Source organism: Sphingobium sp. AntQ-1 (assembly GCF_028538045.1).
Classification (GTDB): domain Bacteria; phylum Pseudomonadota; class Alphaproteobacteria; order Sphingomonadales; family Sphingomonadaceae; genus Sphingobium; species Sphingobium cupriresistens.
This window is the reverse complement of the sequence record NZ_CP117158.1, coordinates 2,578,324-2,595,430: the sequence shown is the minus strand read 5'-3', so window position 1 is coordinate 2,595,430 and position 17,107 is coordinate 2,578,324. Positions and strand designations below refer to the sequence as shown.

At 64.6% G+C, this 17,107-nt stretch carries 22 protein-coding genes and 1 tRNA gene; 9 read left to right on the top strand and 14 right to left on the bottom strand.

Features of this window, described 5'->3' with window-relative positions:
* Positions 1-38 precede the first annotated feature (38 nt).
* Positions 39-425 (top strand): cell cycle two-component system response regulator CpdR, encoded by a 387-nt coding sequence (gene cpdR, locus sphantq_RS13005; RefSeq protein WP_066600174.1) that lies wholly within the window; start codon positions 39-41, stop codon positions 423-425.
* Between the two features lie 24 nt (positions 426-449).
* Here cpdR and sphantq_RS13000 read toward each other — a convergent pair whose 3' ends face one another.
* Positions 450-1,781 (bottom strand): dicarboxylate/amino acid:cation symporter, encoded by a 1,332-nt coding sequence (locus tag sphantq_RS13000; protein ID WP_272798694.1) that lies wholly within the window; start codon positions 1,779-1,781, stop codon positions 450-452.
* Between the two features lie 128 nt (positions 1,782-1,909).
* On the opposite strand from sphantq_RS13000, the gene sphantq_RS12995 reads away from it, so the two are divergent.
* Positions 1,910-1,984: transfer RNA gene (locus sphantq_RS12995), tRNA-Val, on the top strand.
* A 66-nt stretch (positions 1,985-2,050) separates the two neighbouring features.
* On the opposite strand, the gene sphantq_RS12990 is transcribed toward sphantq_RS12995, so the two are convergent.
* Positions 2,051-2,203, bottom strand: a complete 153-nt coding sequence (locus sphantq_RS12990; RefSeq protein ID WP_165363627.1) for a hypothetical protein — start codon at positions 2,201-2,203, stop codon at positions 2,051-2,053.
* 104 nt (positions 2,204-2,307) lie between these two features.
* On the opposite strand from sphantq_RS12990, the gene sphantq_RS12985 reads away from it, so the two are divergent.
* Positions 2,308-2,934, top strand: a complete 627-nt coding sequence (locus sphantq_RS12985) for a 5'-methylthioadenosine/S-adenosylhomocysteine nucleosidase (protein WP_272798693.1) — start codon at positions 2,308-2,310, stop codon at positions 2,932-2,934.
* Positions 2,935-2,940: 6 nt separating this feature from the next.
* Here the strand turns inward: sphantq_RS12985 and sphantq_RS12980 are convergent, their stop codons facing one another.
* From sphantq_RS12980 to petA, 4 genes are all read right to left on the bottom strand, one after another.
* Positions 2,941-3,477: an adenine phosphoribosyltransferase gene (locus sphantq_RS12980; RefSeq protein ID WP_129926909.1), complete on the bottom strand. Its 537-nt coding sequence runs from the start codon at positions 3,475-3,477 to the stop codon at positions 2,941-2,943.
* Positions 3,478-3,557: 80 nt separating this feature from the next.
* Positions 3,558-4,406 carry a cytochrome c1 gene (locus sphantq_RS12975; RefSeq protein WP_272798692.1) on the bottom strand — a complete coding sequence of 283 codons (849 nt, stop codon included), beginning with the start codon at positions 4,404-4,406 and terminating at the stop codon, positions 3,558-3,560.
* Between the two features lie 15 nt (positions 4,407-4,421).
* The gene (locus sphantq_RS12970; RefSeq protein WP_272798691.1) at positions 4,422-5,714 is read right to left on the bottom strand and encodes a cytochrome b; all 1,293 of its coding nucleotides are present in this window, start codon (positions 5,712-5,714) and stop codon (positions 4,422-4,424) included.
* Positions 5,715-5,725: 11 nt separating this feature from the next.
* The gene (gene petA, locus sphantq_RS12965) at positions 5,726-6,292 is read right to left on the bottom strand and encodes a ubiquinol-cytochrome c reductase iron-sulfur subunit (RefSeq protein ID WP_066600092.1); all 567 of its coding nucleotides are present in this window, start codon (positions 6,290-6,292) and stop codon (positions 5,726-5,728) included.
* Positions 6,293-6,488: 196 nt separating this feature from the next.
* Between petA and sphantq_RS12960 the strand changes: the two genes are divergently transcribed.
* From sphantq_RS12960 to sphantq_RS12950, 3 genes are read left to right on the top strand one after another with little or no spacing between them, the layout of a single operon-like run.
* The gene (locus sphantq_RS12960) at positions 6,489-6,959 is read left to right on the top strand and encodes a tRNA (cytidine(34)-2'-O)-methyltransferase (RefSeq protein ID WP_272798690.1); all 471 of its coding nucleotides are present in this window, start codon (positions 6,489-6,491) and stop codon (positions 6,957-6,959) included.
* Positions 6,956-7,846, top strand: coding sequence for an oxygen-dependent coproporphyrinogen oxidase (hemF, locus tag sphantq_RS12955; protein ID WP_272798689.1), 891 nt, complete (start codon positions 6,956-6,958; stop codon positions 7,844-7,846). Before sphantq_RS12960 ends, hemF begins: the two co-directional genes overlap by 4 nt.
* A gap of 5 nt (positions 7,847-7,851) precedes the next feature.
* Positions 7,852-8,442 carry a GNAT family N-acetyltransferase gene (locus sphantq_RS12950; protein ID WP_272798688.1) on the top strand — a complete coding sequence of 197 codons (591 nt, stop codon included), beginning with the start codon at positions 7,852-7,854 and terminating at the stop codon, positions 8,440-8,442.
* Positions 8,443-8,449: 7 nt separating this feature from the next.
* Here sphantq_RS12950 and sphantq_RS12945 read toward each other — a convergent pair whose 3' ends face one another.
* A complete protein-coding gene (locus tag sphantq_RS12945; RefSeq protein ID WP_272798687.1) occupies positions 8,450-9,265 on the bottom strand; it encodes a hypothetical protein in 816 nt (271 codons plus the stop codon).
* Positions 9,266-9,361: 96 nt separating this feature from the next.
* Between sphantq_RS12945 and lipB the strand changes: the two genes are divergently transcribed.
* The 3 genes from lipB to sphantq_RS12930 all read left to right on the top strand — a co-directional run bounded on the left by lipB (position 9,362) and on the right by sphantq_RS12930 (position 11,216).
* Complete coding sequence (gene lipB, locus sphantq_RS12940) at positions 9,362-10,090, top strand: lipoyl(octanoyl) transferase LipB (RefSeq protein ID WP_066600077.1); 729 nt, start codon at positions 9,362-9,364, stop codon at positions 10,088-10,090.
* A 60-nt stretch (positions 10,091-10,150) separates the two neighbouring features.
* Positions 10,151-10,438, top strand: a complete 288-nt coding sequence (locus sphantq_RS12935) for a hypothetical protein (protein ID WP_272798686.1) — start codon at positions 10,151-10,153, stop codon at positions 10,436-10,438.
* Between the two features lie 85 nt (positions 10,439-10,523).
* Positions 10,524-11,216, top strand: a complete 693-nt coding sequence (locus tag sphantq_RS12930) for a hypothetical protein (RefSeq protein WP_272798685.1) — start codon at positions 10,524-10,526, stop codon at positions 11,214-11,216.
* Between the two features lie 11 nt (positions 11,217-11,227).
* Here sphantq_RS12930 and queE read toward each other — a convergent pair whose 3' ends face one another.
* The 7 genes from queE to sphantq_RS12895 form a co-directional block, all read right to left on the bottom strand.
* Positions 11,228-11,875 (bottom strand): 7-carboxy-7-deazaguanine synthase, encoded by a 648-nt coding sequence (gene queE, locus sphantq_RS12925; protein ID WP_272798684.1) that lies wholly within the window; start codon positions 11,873-11,875, stop codon positions 11,228-11,230.
* Positions 11,876-11,878: 3 nt separating this feature from the next.
* Positions 11,879-12,571: a 7-cyano-7-deazaguanine synthase QueC gene (gene queC / locus sphantq_RS12920; protein WP_066600067.1), complete on the bottom strand. Its 693-nt coding sequence runs from the start codon at positions 12,569-12,571 to the stop codon at positions 11,879-11,881.
* A gap of 59 nt (positions 12,572-12,630) precedes the next feature.
* Positions 12,631-13,068, bottom strand: coding sequence for a DUF3617 domain-containing protein (locus sphantq_RS12915; RefSeq protein WP_066600065.1), 438 nt, complete (start codon positions 13,066-13,068; stop codon positions 12,631-12,633).
* Positions 13,069-13,216: 148 nt separating this feature from the next.
* Positions 13,217-14,122, bottom strand: a complete 906-nt coding sequence (hslO, locus tag sphantq_RS12910) for an Hsp33 family molecular chaperone HslO (RefSeq protein ID WP_066600063.1) — start codon at positions 14,120-14,122, stop codon at positions 13,217-13,219.
* A 124-nt stretch (positions 14,123-14,246) separates the two neighbouring features.
* Positions 14,247-15,173, bottom strand: coding sequence for an ornithine carbamoyltransferase (argF, locus tag sphantq_RS12905; protein WP_129926899.1), 927 nt, complete (start codon positions 15,171-15,173; stop codon positions 14,247-14,249).
* A gap of 180 nt (positions 15,174-15,353) precedes the next feature.
* Positions 15,354-16,550, bottom strand: coding sequence for an aspartate aminotransferase family protein (locus tag sphantq_RS12900; protein WP_272798683.1), 1,197 nt, complete (start codon positions 16,548-16,550; stop codon positions 15,354-15,356).
* A gap of 156 nt (positions 16,551-16,706) precedes the next feature.
* Entirely contained in the window at positions 16,707-17,105 is a 399-nt protein-coding gene (locus sphantq_RS12895; RefSeq protein ID WP_066600056.1) for a flagellar export chaperone FliS, read from the bottom strand.
* Positions 17,106-17,107: the final 2 nt, after the last annotated feature.

The window sequence follows — 17,107 nt, the reverse complement described above, 5'->3', positions numbered from 1 at the left end:
AGGGGCTGCGGGGCGGCCGGATGAGAGTGTTGGGGGCGATGGTTCGCATTTTATTGGCCGAAGATGACGAGAGTATGCGGACCTATCTGGCCCGTGCGCTGGAACGGTCGGGTTATGAAGTCGTGTCGGTGGAGAATGGCCGCGACGCGCTGCCCCACATCGACACGGATCGGTTCGACCTGTTGCTGACCGATATCGTGATGCCCGAAATGGACGGCATCGAACTGGCGCAACATGCAGCGTCCGTGGCGCCGGACATGCGCATCATGTTCATCACCGGCTTTGCCGCCGTCACGCTGAAGGCCGGCAAGGCGGTGCCGCAGGCCAAGGTGCTGTCCAAGCCCTTCCACCTGCGCGACCTGGTGCTGGAGGTCGAGCGGATGTTCGGCGCCCAAAGCGTGCCGGCGTCGACCGACAGCCCGTAAAAGCGGCAACCGCGATGCCCGAACTTAATCGGGCACCACTTCTTCCATGTCGGGCGTCGGATCGAGCGGGATTCCCGCCATGGCGGCGTTGAACCGTTCGCGATCCAGCCCCTTTTCCCAGACCGACACCACCACCGTCGCCACCGCATTGCCGATGAAGTTGGTGAGCGCCCGCACTTCGCTCATGAAGCGGTCGACGCCCAGGATCAGCGTCATCCCCGCCACCGGCACGGACGGCACGATGGATAGCGTCGCAGCCAGCGTGATGAAGCCCGCGCCGGTTACGCCGGCCGCGCCCTTGGACGAGATCATCGCGACCAGCAGCAGCAATATCTGTTGCTCCAGGCTGATATCGACGTTGCAGGCCTGCGCAATGAACAAGGCCGCCAGCGTCATGTAGATATTGGTGCCGTCCAGATTGAAGCTGTAACCGGTCGGCACGACCAGCCCCACGACCGACTTGCGGCACCCGGCACGCTCCATCTTCTCGATCAGGCTGGGCAGCGCGGCTTCGGACGAGGAAGTGCCCAGCACCAGCAGCAGTTCGGCCTTCAGATAGCGGATGAGGTGCAGGATGTTGAAGCCGGCGAACCATGCCACCGTCCCCAGCACCAGCAGCACAAACAGCAGCGCGGTGAGATAGAAGGTCGCCACCAGCCCGGCGAGATTGGCGAGCGTGCCGACGCCATATTCGCCGATGGTGAAGGCCATCGCCCCGAAAGCGCCGATCGGCGCCGCCTTCATGAGAAAGGACACGAGCTTGAACACCGCATGGCTGGCCGATTCGAGCACCGTCATCAGCGGCTGCGCCTTGTCGCCGATCATGGTCAGCGCGATGCCGAACAGGATCGCCACGAACAATACCTGAAGGATATTGCCGTCCGCCACCGCCGACACCATGGTCGACGGAATGATGTTCATCAGAAAGCCGGTCAGGCTGCTTTCATGCGCCTTGTGCGCATAATCCGCGACCTTGCCCGCATCCAGCGTGGCCGGATCGATATCGAGCCCCGCGCCGGGCTGCACCACATTGGCGACAATCAGGCCGACGATCAGCGCCAGCGTCGAAAAGGTCAGGAAATAGGCGAAGGCCTTCGCCGCCACCCGGCCGATCGCGCCCAGTTCCTTCATGCCCGCAATGCCGGTGACGATGGTCAGGAAGATGACCGGCGCGATGATCATCTTCACCAGCTTGATGAAGGCCTCGCCCAGCGGTTTGAGCTGCTTGCCCGCATCGGGCCAGAAATGCCCGATCAGCACGCCCAGCGCGATCGCGACCAGCACCTGGACGTAAAGCTGACGATAGAAGGGTAGCCGTGGCGCCGTTTGAATCGGCGAGGATGGCGATGGCAGCATATGTCTTGGCGTCCCCTGTTTGGCTCGCAGCATATGGGCCGCCCCTGCCCTGTCCAGAAGAATATCGGCGCGTTTCAATTTCCTGCTTGCGCCCTAGCCCCGCCCCCGTTATTGGCCCCCTCCACGGCGGGCGTGTAGCTCAGTGGTAGAGCACTGTGTTGACATCGCAGGGGTCGCAAGTTCAATCCTTGCCACGCCCACCATGACAAAGCCCGTCGCTTCTGATGAAGCGGCGGGCTTTCTCTTTTCCAGTTTTTGGTTGATCCGGTTCAGCGCGCCGCGGCATGTCCCTGGCGCAGCTTGTGACAAGCATCGCGCTTGCCCGCCAGAGCGCGTTCGACCTTCGCCCAGGCCTCTATGTCGGCAGCGGTGATCGTTTCCGCATCGGAAAATCGGACGGGGAAGGGAATGGGAACGGGCATATCGATGGTCAACTCATGAGGAAACATGATCTCGACTATAGTCTGTGCGGCTGTCAGGGGGATGTCCCGAACATTACAGACAGGCAATGAGGGCAGGACCGGCCATGACGATCGGATGCGAAACCATAAGTGCGCGGCGCGTGCTGTTCGTGATGGCGGTCGATGCGGAATATGGGCCGCATCTGCGCGCGCGCTTCACCCCGCTGCTGACCGGCGTCGGGCCGGTCGAAGCGGCGGTGGCCACCGGCATGGCGCTACAGGAACTGGCGCGGCAAGGGGCCTTGCCCGACCTTGTGGTCTGTCTGGGGTCGGCGGGATCGCGCCTGTGCCCGCTGGGCGACATATTTCAGGTGGCGAGCGTGTCCTGGCGCGACATGGATGCGTCGCGGCTGGGCTTCACAAAGGGGGTGACGCCGTTCATCGATCATCCCGTCGACCTGCCGCTGGCGACGCCGCTGGCCCTGCCCCTGGCCCGCCTATCGACCGGCGCGAATATCGTGGGCGGCGAGGATTATGCCGCGATCAACGCCGATATGGTCGATATGGAGACATTTGCGGTGGCGCGGGCCTGCGCACGCTTCAACGTGCCGCTGATGGGCCTGCGCGGCATATCGGATGGGCCGGGCGAACTGGACCATATCAACAGCTGGACGGCATTGCTGGGCCTGCTCGACGAGCGACTGGCGGCGGCGGTGGACCTGCTGCCCGACGCGCTGGCGCGCGCCGCCTGAAGCCCGCTAGTCGCCGTCGAAGGCGATAATCGCCTGCGCCGCGACGCCGTCCGCCGCCAGCGCGGCCATGCCGCCCAGATCGGGCAGGTCGATGGCGAACAGGGCCATCAGCACGATCGCGCCCTGCTCGCGCAGCAGTTGCGCCGCGGCCAGCGCCGTGCCGCCGGTGGCGATCAGGTCGTCGACCAGCAGCACGCGCGCGCCGGGCGGCACCTGCCCTTCATGCATTTCCAGCCGATCGGCGCCATATTCCAGGCAATAGTCGATGCCCACGGTCTTGCCGGGCAGTTTGCCCTTTTTTCGCACGGGCACAAACCCCTTGCCCAGCGCCAGCGCGAGGGCCGCCCCCAGGATGAAGCCGCGCGCTTCTATCCCAACGATCAGGTCCGGGTCGAGCGGCTGGGCGACAGCGGCCATGCGATTCATCAGGTCACGCAGGCCGTCCCCATCGGCCAGCAATGTGGTGACGTCGCGGAACAATATGCCCGGCTTGGGAAAATCGGGGATCGTGCGGACCAGCGCGGTCAGGCTGTCGGTGCTCATGGCCGTTCCCATAAAGAAAGGGCGCGGTTCCCACAAGGAACCGCGCCCCAATCTCTACCACCGTCCGTGACGGACTGGGGTCAGGCCGCCTTCTTCTTGTCCGCCCAGATATTCTGGTAGGACATATAGGCTAGGCCCGTGGCGATCAGCAGGAAGAAGATGGTCGCAAGCCCCGCACGGCGACGATTTTCCAGCTTCGGTTCGGCGGTCCAGGTCAGGAACGCGGCGACGTCCTGCGCCATCTGGTCCACCGTCGGCTTGGTACCGTCGCCATAGGTCACCTGGCCTTCGGCGGTCAGCGGCGGCGCCATGGCGAGGTTCAGGTTGGCGAAATAGGGGTTGTAGTGCAGCCCCTCAGGCGTCTTGGAGTCCGGGAACTCCTTGAGCAATTCGGCCGGTTGCGCCTGATAGCCGGTGATCAGCGAATAGACATAGGCGCTGCCATGATGGCGGGCCTTGGTCATCAGCGACAGGTCTGGCGGGATGGCATTATTGTTCGCCGCGGCCGCCGCGACATTGTTCGCGAAGGGCTTGGGGAAATAATCCGACGGCACCGGCTCGCGGGTGGAGGCTTCGCCCGTAGCCGGATCGACCGACGGGGTCTTGATCGCCCATTGCTTGGCGATCGCCTTCACTTCGGCTTCGTTATAGCCGAGCGCCGCGAGATCGCGGAAGGCCACGAACTTGAGGCTGTGGCAGGCCGAGCAGACTTCCTTGAACACCTGGAAGCCGCGCTGGAGCTGCGCCCGGTCATAATGGCCAAGCGGCCCGTCGAACGAGAAGGACACATGCTTGGGCGCCTTGTGGAACTCATGCTCCACGGTGGGCACCGGCGGCTCGGAGACATAAGCCACCGCGCCGATCAGGAAGGAAATGAACAGCCAGCCTGCAAAGAAGAGGCCGACGAGGAATGCGCCAATGCGAACCATGGTCTTATCTACCCCTTATTCGGCCGGGACCGCGACGGTTGCGCCGTCGGTCTTGCCATATTTCGCGAGCACGGCCTCGGTGATCGAGCCGGGCAGCGGCAGCGGCTTTTCAAAGCGCGAGATCAGCGGAAGGATGATCAGGAAGTGGGCGAAATAATAGGCCGCCGCGACCTGGCTCATCATCACGAACGGCTCTTCCGCCGGCGCGCCGCCCAACCAGCCCAGGATCAGCACGTCAATGACGAGAATCCAGAAGAACTTGTTGAAGGTCGGCCGATATTTGCCCGACCGCACCGGCGAGGTGTCGAGCCAGGGCAGGAAGAACAGCAGCAGGATCGACGCGAACATCGCCAGCACGCCCAGCAGCTTGGCGGGGACGAAGAAGAAGTCCACCGTGAAGGCGCGCAGGATCGCGTAGAAGGGCCAGAAATACCATTCCGGCACGATATGCGCGGGGGTCGAGAGCGGGTTCGCCTCGATATAGTTATCCGGATGGCCCAGGAAGTTGGGGGCGAAGAACAGCAGGATGGAGAAGGCGATCAGGAAGATGCCCGCGCCGAAGCCATCCTTGGCGGTATAATAGGGGTGGAAGGGCACAGTGTCCTGCGGCCCTTTCACCTCCACGCCGGTCGGGTTCGATGAACCCGGAATATGCAGCGCCCAGATGTGCAGGATGATGACGCCTGCAATCACGAACGGCAGCAGGAAGTGCAGCGAGAAGAAGCGATTGAGCGAAGCGTTGCCGGGGGCAAAGCCGCCCAGCAGCCAGGTCTGGATCGGCTCGCCCACGACCGGGATCGCGCCGAACAGGCCGGTGATGACCTTCGCGCCCCAATAGGACATCTGCCCCCAGGGCAGCACATAGCCCATGAAGGCGGTCGCCATCATCAGCAGGAAGATGACGAGGCCGAGCAGCCACACCATTTCGCGGGGCGCCTTGTAGGAGCCGAAATAGAGGCCGCGGAAGATGTGGAGATAGACCACGATGAAGAAGAAGCTGGCGCCGTTCGCATGGGCATAGCGCATCAGCCAGCCCGCATTGACGTCGCGCATCGTCTGTTCGACGGTGCTGAACGCAACCAGATCGTTCGCGCCATAGTGCATCGCCATGATGACGCCAGTGACGATCTGGATCACCAGCGCCAGACCGGCCAGCACGCCGAAGTTCCAGAAATAGTTGAGGTTGCGCGGCACGGGATAGCCCGCGCCCACGGCGTTATAGGCGAGACGCGGAAGCGGCAGCTTCTCGTCGATCCACACCATCACCGGATTTTTCGGCGTATATTGCTCAGCCCAGGGAAAGCTCATGGTTTCTTACCTCAGCCTACGAGAATGGCGGTGTCGGAAGTGAAGCTGAACTTCGGCACTTCCAGGTTCTTGGGCGCGGGGCCTTTGCGGATGCGCGCGGCGGTGTCGTAGGACGAGCCATGGCATGGGCAAAAATAGCCGCCATATTCGCCGCGATTTTCGCCCTCGCCCGCGCCCAGCGGCACGCAGCCCAGATGGGTGCAGACACCCATCGTCACCAGCCACTGCTTCTTGCCGTCGACGGTGCGCTCTTCCAGCGTCTGCGGATCGCGCAGCGTGGAGGCGTCCACCTTGTCGGCCTCGGCGATTTCCTTTTCCGTCAACTGGCGCACGAAGAGCGGCTGGCTGCGGAAGGTGGTCTTGATCGCCTGTCCTGGCTGGATCGCGGAAAGATCGACTTCCGTCGATGCAAGCGCCAGCACGTCGGCGCTGGGGTTCATCTGGTCGATGAGCGGCAGCACGACGGCGACAGCCCCGACCCCCGCAAAGCTGACCGCGGCGATGTTGATGAAATCGCGGCGGCGCACGCCATCTTCGCCGGATGGACCCGTGCCGTCTATATGTTCAACGCTCGCCATGCACCTCTACCCTTGCAATAACGTCCCTGACCCCGCCGCAATGCCGTGACCGACTCTGTTTATCAAGGGATTTAGGGCGCCGTGCACATACGGTCCCCGCCTACCCCCCGGCGTGGTTTGCGCGCCTGATAACCGGACTGCGCGCTCTTTGCCAACAGCAAAGTCGCCCCCCTATGACAATTTGCCGCAGTGCATTATGGCGCGGGCCATGCGTATCGCCCTTTACCAACCAGAGATCGCCGGCAATGTCGGCGCGATCCTGCGCCTCGCCGCCTGTTTCGCCGTGCCCGTGGACATCATCATGCCGACCGGATTCGCCTTTTCCGACACCCGCCTGAAGCGCGCGGCGATGGATTATGGGAAAGCCGCCGACGTCACCCGCCACGCCAATTTCAGCGCCTTCGACGCGGTGCGTCGCGCGGAAGGCCGCCGCCTGCTGCTGATGAGCGCCCATGCGTCGCAGACATTGCCCGACGTGCAGTTCCACCCCGACGACGTGCTGATGATGGGATCGGAAAGCGCCGGCGTGCCGATCGAGGTGCGCGACCTGGCCGACATTCGTGTCCGCATCCCCATGGCGCCGGGCTTTCGATCCTTGAACATCGCCGTTTCCACGGGCATCGCCGTCGCCGAAGCCCTTCGCCAGACCGGAAAGTTTCCCCAATGACTGCCATCAACCCGATTCCCGCCGTGCCCTTCGCCCTCGATGCCCGGCAACAGGCGGCGCGCAGCTGGTTCGAATCGCTGCGCGACCGCATCTGCGCCGCGTTCGAGGCGATCGAGCGGGAGGCCGGCAGCGAAGCGCGCTTCGACTATGCCGCCTGGGACCGGGAGGCCGAGGGCCAGACGCCGGGCGAAGGTGGGGGCGGCGTGCGCGGCGTGATGAAGGGCAAGGTGTTCGAGAAGGTCGGCGTCAATGTCTCCACCGTGGGTGGCGAATTTGCGCCCGGTTTCGCCCAGACCATCCATGGCGCGGGCGATAACCCCGCCTTCTTCGCCACCGGCATCAGCCTGGTCGCGCATATGGCCAACCCGCATGTGCCCGCCGTGCATATGAATACGCGCTATCTGGTGACGACCAAGAGCTGGTTCGGCGGCGGCGCGGACCTCAATCCGCCCTTGCCCCGCGCGGAGGATACGGATTTTTTCCATGGCGTGTTCAAGGCCGCCTGCGATGCGCATGACGCCGATCATTATCCGCGCTTCAGGGCGTGGGCCGACGAATATTTCTTCATTCCGCATCGCGGCGTGCATCGCGGCGTGGGCGGCATCTTCTACGATCATCTGGAATGTGCGGACGACGCCGCGTTCGACGCCCATTTCGCCTTCACCCGCGCGGTGGGCGACGCTTTCCTCGACGCTTTCCCGCCGATCGTGCGGCGACGCATGGGCGATGCGTGGAGCGAGTCGGACTATCGCACGATGCTGGAATGGCGCGGACGTTATGCCGAATTCAATCTGGTGCATGATCGCGGCACGCTGTTCGGGCTCAAGACTGGCGGCAATATCGACGCGATCCTGATGAGCCTGCCGCCGATGGCAAGCTGGAACTGACCCCCATGGCGCTGACGCCGGTCGAGCCGGGCATGGTGGCGACGATCGTCACCCATCTGGAGATGCGGGACCGGCCCAGGCCCGCGCCTGTCCCGGTGGCCCCGCTACGGCTGGCGCCGTGGAAGACGCCGGACCTGGACGCCTATCGCACGCTGTTCCGCCGCGTCGGGACGCCTTGGCTGTGGTTTTCGCGGCTGGTGATGGCCGATTCGGCGCTGGCGGCGATTCTCCACGACCCGGCGGTGGAGGTCTATGCCGTCACCGATCCATGCGGCGCCGCCATCGGCCTGCTGGAACTGGATTTCCGGTCCCTGCCCGATTGCGAACTGAGCTTTTTCGGGCTGGTGCCGGAACTGGGCGGCCAGGGGATGGGCCGCTGGCTGATGGCGAAGGCCAAATCGCTGGCCTGGCGCAAGGGGGTGACGCGATTCTGGGTCCACACCTGCACGCTCGACAGTCCGGCGGCGCTGCCCTTCTACATCCGGTCGGGCTTTGCGCCCTATCGGCGGGAGGTCGAGACGTTCGCCGATCCGCGACTGGCCGGCGTGCTGCCGCGCGACGCCGCACCGCATATGCCGCTGCTGGACACGCCATAGGCGGCGATCAGCGAAACACGTCCGCCATATCGTGCGGCTCCGCCTGACGGTACAGCCGCGCCAGCATCACCAGCATATAGACCTGCACGATGCTCGACACCGCCGCCCCGGCCAGGCCACCGGCCAGTCGTGCGCCTTCCGCCCCGGCGACCAGCCCGCCGAGCAGGCCGATAATGACCTGCGCCGCCGATCCGGCGATGGTGGACAGCAGCATCACGATGATGAGAAAGCCAAACAGCCGCCAGAAATAGCCGCGCGTCAGCGCCCAGGCCCGCCGCAGCGAGTCCATCACCCCCGCCTTGCTGTCGATCACCACAGGATTGAGCAGCGCCAGCCGGATGCTGGCGAAGAAGATGAGAGCGACGGCGCCAAAGCCCAGCAGCAGCCCGATCGTCGCCGCCAGTTGCTTTGACGCGAGCGATAGGACGACGCCAACCAACGCAGCGCCGACAACGACCGCCGCCACCGCGCCGACCACCACCAGCGCCGTGCCGATCAGCACCGGCAGGCGCGCGAAACTGAGGCGCAATGCCTCCCCCACGCTGATGCCGGGGCGCAGCGCCAGCGCGAACAGCGCCAGCGAGCCGAACCAGATGAGGATGATGGTCAACAGCATGGCAAGGCCAAAACCGGGCGGCATGGCGGGAATCGTGTCCGCCTTGGGCGCGGCGAACCAGGCCTGCAATTGCGGCGGCGTCATTTCCTGCAGGATGAGTCCGGGCAGCGCCACGAACAACAGCGCCACCGGGAACAGCAGGGTCGCTTCGCGCGCGACGAAAGCCACCGCTTCCTCCCACGCCTTGCCGATCGACATCGTCGCCATATCTATGCTGCCTACCCTGCCATGATGAAATGCGTCATGCTGAAAATCCGGCGCGAGACTTGATCGCTCGGCCCCGCCAAGTCAAGGAAGCGCCCCATGTCTGACCTTCCGCCTGACCTTCCGCCCGATCATCCTGCGCCCCTCCCCTTTCCCGACCATGTCGAATGGCGAATCGCCGCCGCGCCGGTCGATTATCCTACAGCGCTGGCCGATATGGAGGCGCGCGCCGCCGCCATCCATGAGGGGCAGGCGCAGGAGCGCGTCTGGCTGCTGGAGCATCCGCCGCTCTATACCGCCGGGACCAGCGCCGATCCGGCCGAACTCCTGTCCCCGCGCTTTCCGGTCTATGACGCCGGGCGCGGCGGACGCTATACCTATCATGGGCCGGGTCAGCGGATCGGTTATCTCAACATCGACTTGCGGGAACGCGGCAAGGATGTCCGCAATTTCGTCCATCATCTCGAAGGCTGGATGATCGCGGCGCTGAGCGACCTGGGCATCGCCGCGCGCCGGGCGGAAGGGCGGATCGGCATCTGGACTGACGATCCCGATGGCCGGGAGGCGAAGATCGGGGCGCTCGGCATCCGCGTGCGACGCTGGGTCACGCTGCATGGCTTTTCGATCAACGTCGATCCCGACCTGTCCCATTTCGGGGGCATCATACCCTGCGGCATCAGCGAATTTCCGGTGACCAGCGTCGCCGCCCTGGGCGGCAATGCGTCCATGGCGGCGCTCGACAGCGCGCTTCGCGATCATTTCCCGCTTTTTCTCAGTTGCTTGGCCCGTTGCGGCACAGGGGTTGAGCAATGCGAAGCGGGCGGCTAGGTTCGCGCCTTATTTCGCCGGGCGGGGACCGGGCCTGAACCCTCTATCAAGGAGACCCGGATGCGCCGGACGACCAAGACTGGATTTACCGCCGCGTTGTTGGCCGGTTGCATCGCGCTCGCGGCGTGTGGCGACAAGGAGCAGGGCGGGAACAAGGTGCAGATGAAGGATATGGAAGTGGTGGACGGCACCGCGACCGACGCCATGACCGACCTGGACGGCGTGCAGAGCGAAGGCACCGCCATCGCCCTGCCCAGCGGCAACACCGCCGACAACAGCAGCGCGCCGGCCAAGCCGGCGACGGACAAAGCGCCCGCCGAGGAGGCGGAAGTGCTTTCCGACCAGTAAGCTGGCGCAATCGTTCAGGACTGATATGATAAGCGCATAATATCAAGGCGCTGGTCCCCACGCGCTTCCCAAGAGGCAGATTCGAATGACATTGCGTTCCCCGTTGAGCCGCGTGCTGGCCGGTTTTACCCTAGCGATCGCGCCCATGATCGCGCAGCCAGCATCGGCCCAGTTCTTCTGGTCGCCCCCCGACATGAGCGCACCGCCGTTGACCGACGACGCCGCCGCGGCCGCGATGGGCCTGCCGGGCGCCACGGCGGCGGAGGTCAAGGCCGGGCTGGCGTGGAATCTGCGAGCCGCGCTCAATGTCGCGGCGCTGCAATGCCAATTCGAACCAACCCTGCTGGCGATCAGCAATTATAATGCGATGATCGCCCATCATGATGCGGAACTGGACACGGCGCAGACCGTGCTGCTCGGTTATTTCCAGCGCACCGTGGGCAGGGGCAAGCCGGGACAGTCGGCGTCGGACATGTATAATACCCGCATCTATTCGGGCTATTCGACGGTACAGGCGCAAAAGGGCTTCTGCCAGGCCACGGCGGAAGTCGGACGGCAGGCGATCTTCGCCGAACGTGGCACGCTTAACGAAGTGGGGCGCGTCGGCCTTGGCTCGATCAAGAAGTCGCTGGTCGCGGCGGGCGAGCAATTTTACGGCACGCCGGGCTATGATTATGTCGTCGCCCTGCCCTCCTTCGCTCCCAAATGCTGGAAGAAGGGCGTTTTGCTGCCGGTCTGTCATCAGGCGTGGAACGACCGGACCGGCGTGCAGCCCTGATTGACTGACGTTTAACGCAGGCCCAGATATTTATGGGCCTGCACGGTCAGCCGCCATTGCGGCCGGTCCATCACCAGGGCGATCGCGGCGCGGGCATTGTCGGTCGCATGGGGATCGTCCAGCGGCTGCAGCAGATGATGGTCGAACGCCCATCCCTCCATCGCGGCCACATCGGCCAGGCTATGTCCGCCACCGGGCTGCGGCCAGACCAGCTTCAGTTCATGGCCGGACCGCTGCACGACGTCGCTGCCCGCCTTGGGGCTGATGCAGATCCAGTCGATGCCGGCATGGGCGGCGATGGTGCCGTTGCTTTCGATCGCGATGATGAAGCTGCGCGCATGGAGCGCATCGACCAGCGCATCATCGACCTGCAACATCGGTTCGCCGCCGGTCAGGACGATATAACGGCCCTCGCCGCCCGTGCCCCAGAAAGCCAGCGCGGCATCGGCCAATGCATCGGCGTCGGCGAATTTGCCGCCGCCCAGCCCATCGGTGCCGACGAAATCGGTGTCGCAGAAGCGGCAGACGGCATCGCGCCTGTCCTGCTCGCGCCCACTCCAGAGATTGCAGCCGGCAAAGCGCAGGAACACCGCGCGCCGCCCGGCCTGAACCCCTTCACCCTGGAGGGTCAGGAACATTTCCTTGACCGCATAACTCATCGTTCAGGGCTGCACGGCATAGATGGTGGGATCGGGCAGGCCCGCTTCCTGATAACCCTTCGACCGCAGGCGGCAGCTGTCGCACAGGCCGCAATGCTTGCCGTCGGGCGTGGGATCATAGCAGGACCAACTGATGCCCGCATCCAGCCCCAGACGGTCGGCTTCGCGGGCGATGTCGGCCTTGCTCATATATTGCAGCGGCGTCTGGATGCGGATCGGATGGCCTTCCACCCCCGCCTTGGTCGCCAGCGTCGCCATCTTCTGGAAGGCGTCGATAAATTCCGGCCGGCAATCGGGATAGCCCGAATAGTCGAGCGCGTTGACGCCGATGAAGATGTCGCTCGCTCCAGCGACTTCGGCCAGGCCCAGCGTCAGCGACAGGAAGATGGCGTTGCGCGCGGGGACATAGGTGACGGGAATCTGGTCGCCCACCCCGCTCTTGGGCACGGCGATGTCGGCGGTCAGCGCCGATCCGCCGAACGCGGTCAGGTCCAGCGGCAGGACGATATGCCGGATCGCGTTGAGCGCTTCGGCCACGCGGGACGCGGCGCGCAGTTCGACCCGGTGCCGCTGATTATAGTCGATCGACAAAGCCAGGATACGATAGCCCTGCTCGCGCGCCAGCCCGCCGGCGACCATCGAATCGAGACCGCCCGACAGCAGCACGACGGCGAATTTTCCATTATTGGCAACCATGATTCCGCGCTACCGCCCGAAACGTCGCAGCGCAAGCGCAGCACGATCAGGCGTCACGATCAGGAACAGGCGCCGATGCGCCGCGCTTCCGCAGCGAAGGCGAAGGGCGCGCCCTGCGCCACCCCCTGCGACCGGATCTGGACCAATTTATTGGTTTCCACGCGCAGGTCGGTGCGGCCATTGCCCGCCGCCGCGCAATCATAGGTGATCGTGATCGCATGCGCTTCGTCGCTGATGATGAAGCTGCGGCAGAGCGCCTTGCCATGCTGAACTTGCAGTAACTGGCGCAGGTCGCTGACGCACAGCTTGCGCGTCTCCGCGCCTTCGCCACGGCCGCGCAATTCCCATTCGCCGGTTTCCAGCGTGCGCAAAGCCTGATGCGCGATCGGCGGCGTCGGGACGTTCGCCGCAGCCGCCATGGGGCCGATCCACGCTGCGGTCATCGCCGCCATCATCACCGCAACCGCGCCGAGCGCGTGCCGTTCCGCCCTCTTCATGATTCCGCTCTATCCTGTAGCCGGCCCTAAAGCCTCTTGCGGCCCATGGCCGCACACGCTGTCCATGCCGTCCAATTGCGGCATTTTCATAGCGCAAGCGGCCATGCCTGCCCCAATTACAAATAGCGTTAGCGAAACGATTGCCGGATCAATGGGCGACGAAACTGTCGAGCGCGAGCGGAAACAGGCGCGAGCAGAAAGCGCAATCCACGCCGATGATGCCCTGTTCGTCGGCCATGTCGATCCGTTCGCTGGCGGGAAATCGGCCGATCACGTCGCGAATATGATCAATGTCGCAGCGGCACCCCTTGGCGAGCGACGTGGGATCGGTCGCCCGCACCTCATCCTCCTCATGGAACAGCCGCCACACGATATCGCTCAACGGAAGAGCCTCGTCGGTCAACTCGTCCGGCTTCAGCGTCTGGGCCAGCGCCTGCACATGCTCCCATTCCGGGTGATCGTGGCGCACATGCAGCCGCTCGCGCCCTACTTCGCCCTCCGGCAGATGCTGGAGCAGCATACCGGCCGCGACGCAGCCCGCGCCCTTGTCATGCCGGGTCGCGATCTGGATCACGCTGGGGATCTGTTCGGACTGGAAGAAATAATGTTCGGCGGCCTGCGCCAGCGACTGGCCCTCCAGCGGGACGATGCCCTGATAGCGCTCGCCGCTCACCGCCTGGTCGAAGGTGATCGCCAGATAGCCCTTGCCGAACAAGCCGAACAGAGTCGGATCGGCGCCCTGCTCGGCGAGGCGATCGGCATCGAATTTGGCGTAGCCGCGCAGGTCGCCATCCTTGTAATCGGCGACCAGCAGGCTGACGACGCCATTTTCGGTCTGCGCCTGCAAGGTCAGTTGGCCGTTCGCCTGTTTGAGCGTGCTGCCCAGCAGCGCCGCCAGCACCAGCGCGGAGGCGAGCAGCCGCTCGATCGCGGGCGGATAGGCATGGGCGGCCAGCACCTGGTCCAGCACCGGCCCCAGCCGTACAAGGCGACCACGCGCATGACGCGAGGGGATGGTGAAGCCAAGGGCCTGGTCGAGATGGGAACTGGTCACGCTATTTCCTTCCGATCCCTCCGTCCCCCGAAAGCCGCGAAAGCCCGCCCTTCGCTCTTCAGCGCAGGACAGGCCCCGACGACTTCGAGGGATAACGGAAATTTAGCCCGAATATAAGGTCCGCCTACAGCTTTCCAAGCGCCCAGAGCAGCACCGATTTCTGAGCATGGATGCGATTTTCCGCTTCGTCCCAGATCAGCGACTGCGCACCATCGATCACCGCGCCAACCACTTCCTCGCCGCGATGGGCCGGCAGGCAATGGAGGAATTTGGCCTGCGGCTTGGCGCTGGCCATCAGTGCGGGCGTCACCTGATAGGGCATCATCGCCGCCAGCTTTTCTTCGGCGTGGGACTGGCCCATGGAGATCCAGGTGTCGGTGACGACGACGTCCGCGCCCGCCACCGCCGCTGCCGCATCGCGGGTCAGGCTGATGGTCGATCCTGCCGCGCGCGCCGCTTCGGCAAAGTCCGGATCGGGATCATAGCCTTCGGGAATGCCCATGCGCACATCGAATTTGAGCAGGCCCGCCGCCTCCACGATCGAATGGAGGACGTTGTTGCCATCGCCCAGCCAGGCCCATTGGCTGCCGGGCAGCGCCAGCCCATGTTCGACCACGGTCAACAGGTCCGCGACGATCTGGCAGGGATGCGACAGGTCAGTGAGGCCGTTGATGACCGGGACGGTAGCGTAATGGGCCATCTCCTCGATCTTGGCATGTTCGTCGGTGCGGATCATGATCGCGTCGGCCATGCGCGACAGGACGCGCGCGGTGTCGGCGATCGTCTCGCCCCGGCCGATCTGGCTGGTCGCGCCCTCCAGGATGAGGGACGAGCCGCCCAATTGGCGGATCGCCATGTCGAAGCTGACGCGGGTACGGGTGCTGTTTTTTTCAAAGATCATCGCCAGCGTGTGGCCGGCGAGCGGCGCGTCGGCATCGGCCGCGCCCTTGGGCTTGCCCGCCCGCGCGGCCTTCCGGTCGATGGCGTCGGCGATCATCGCGGCGATGGCGTCGCCGCCCGCATCGGAGAGATTCAGGAAATGCTTGGTCATTGGAAGTTTTCTCCGCTTCCAACCACCGTTCGTCCTGAGTAGCCCCTTCGACTGCCTGCAAAGGCAGTCGCTCAGGACAGGCATTGAGCGAAGTCGAAATGGCGTATCGAAGGATCAATGCTTCGATACGGGTCTTCGACTTCGCTCAGCCCCTACTCAGCACGAACGGGGCAGTATCAATCAGGCCGCCTGCGCCTCGGCGAAGGTCCGCGCGCCGGCGGAGATCTTCTCGATGCATTCGGCGATATGGCTTTCCTCGATGACGAGGGGTGGCAGGATGCGCAGCACGTTCTGGCCGGCCGATACCGCAAGCAGGCCGTGATGGTCGCGCAGATGACCGACGAAGGCGCGCGCGTCATGCGCGTCCTTCAGCTTGACCCCCAGCATCAGGCCCATGCCGCGCACATCCTCGAACATGCCGTCATGATTGGGGATGAGCTGTTCCAGCGCGGACCGCAGGCGCGCGCCCATGGCGGTGACACGATCCAGGAAGCCATCGGCCAGCACTTCTTCCAGCACGGCGATGCCCACCGCCATGGCGAGGGGGTTGCCACCATAGGTTGAGCCATGGGTGCCGAAGACCATGCCCTTGGCCGCTTCCTCGGTTGCGAGGCAGGCGCCGAGCGGGAAGCCCGCGCCGATCCCCTTGGCCACCGCCATGATGTCCGGCGTGACGCCATATTGTTCGTGCGCGAAGAAAGTGCCGGTACGGGCATAGCCGCACTGAACCTCATCCAGGATCAGCAGCAGGCCATGCGCGTCGCACGCCTCGCGCAGGCCCTTGAGGAACGCCTGCGTCGACGGCGTCACGCCACCTTCGCCCTGAACCGGTTCCAGCAGGAAGCCTGCCGTATTGTCGTCGATCTGCGCCAGCGCGGCGTCGAGATCGTTGAACGGCACGACGGTAAAGCCGGGCAACAGCGGTTCGAAGCCGTCACGCATCTTGGGCTGGCTGGTCGCCGAAATGGTCCCCAGCGTCCGGCCGTGAAAGGCGTTGTCGAAGCTGATGATCTTGTGCCGGTGCGCTTGCCCGTTCGCATAATGATAGCGACGGGCGGTCTTGATCGCGCACTCGACCGCTTCGGCGCCCGAATTGGTGAAGAAGACGGTGTCGGCGAAACTGTTGTCCACCAGCTTCTGCGCGAACGCCTCCCCCAGCGGCGAGCCGTAGAGGTTCGATATGTGCATCAGCGTCGCAGCCTGATCCGCGATCGCCTTGACCAGCCTGGGATGGCCATGGCCCAGCAGATTGACCGCGATGCCGCTGGCGAAGTCGAGATAACGCTCGCCGCGCTCGCCGATCAGATAGCAGCCCTCGCCTCGCACCGGACGGACATCGCACCGGGGGTAAACGGGCATGAGCGGCGTAATCGACATGAGCCTTCCCTTTCTGGGTTGATGCTGCGCGTCCTGCGCGCGTTGAATATAACGCAAAAAGGCGGCCCCCGCCGGGCCGCCCTTGTGCGAGTGCCGCCTATACAGGGGGCATGTTTGGGGCGCAACCCCGCCCGGACGGGCGGCGTCGCACGACGATCAACGGCCGATCTGGTTCCAGGCGTCGGCGATTTCCGCAACGATGGCGTAGGCCTGATCGACCGGCTCGGCCGACCGTTCCTTGGCGCCGACCAGCAGCAACCGGCGCGCTTCGCGATAGATTTGCGCCAGACCGACCGAAATGTCGCCGCCCTTGTCGAAGTCCAGGCTCGATTCGAGCGCGAAGAGGATCGACATCGCCCGCGCCTGCTTGTCCGACACCTTTACCCGGTCGCCATTGCGTTCGGCCAGCGCCGCCGCTTCGAGCGCCTGGAGCAGTTCGTCGAACAGGATTTTCACCAATGCGTGCGGCGTCGCGCCTTCGGTGCGGCTGCCCGAATGGATGGCGGCATAACGGCGCGCCGCGCTGGCGCCTGCATAACCCTGATTATAGAACATCG